Source organism: Acidisphaera rubrifaciens HS-AP3 (genome assembly GCF_000964365.1).
Classification (GTDB): Bacteria; Pseudomonadota; Alphaproteobacteria; order Acetobacterales; family Acetobacteraceae; genus Acidisphaera; species Acidisphaera rubrifaciens.
The window spans coordinates 1-540 of the sequence record NZ_BANB01001013.1; the positions used below are offsets into that span (position 1 = coordinate 1).

The window sequence follows — 540 nt, forward strand, 5'->3', positions numbered from 1 at the left end:
CCTCCTCGCCCGTCGCCGCCTTCACCAGCGGCGGCCCGCCGAGGAAGATCGTGCCCTGCCGCCGCACGATCACGGACTCGTCCGACATGGCCGGCACGTATGCGCCGCCCGCCGTGCAGCTGCCCATCACGGCGGCGATCTGCGGGATGCCCTGCGCGGACATGTTGGCCTGGTTGTGGAAGATGCGGCCGAAATGCTCGCGATCGGGGAAGATCTCGTCCTGCAGCGGCAGGAACGCGCCGCCGGAATCCACCAGATACAGGCACGGCAGCCGGTTCGCCCGCGCGATCTCCTGCGCGCGCAGATGCTTCTTCACCGTCATCGGGAAATACGTCCCGCCCTTGACGGTCGCGTCGTTGGCCACGATCACGCATTCGCGGCCCGACACGCGGCCGATGCCGGTGACGATGCCCGCCGCCGGCACGTCGCCGCCGTACAGCCCGTGCGCCGCGAGCTGGCTCAGTTCCAGGAACGGCGCGCCCGGATCGAGGAGTGCCGCCACCCGGTCGCGCGCCGGCAGCTTGCCGCGCGCGACATGCC

General features: G+C 71.3%; 1 protein-coding gene. It reads right to left on the reverse strand.

Features of this window, described 5'->3' with window-relative positions; translation table 11 throughout:
- Positions 1–540: carboxyl transferase domain-containing protein (locus B8460_RS19765; protein ID WP_048863344.1), on the reverse strand; the 540-nt coding region annotated here is incomplete at both ends.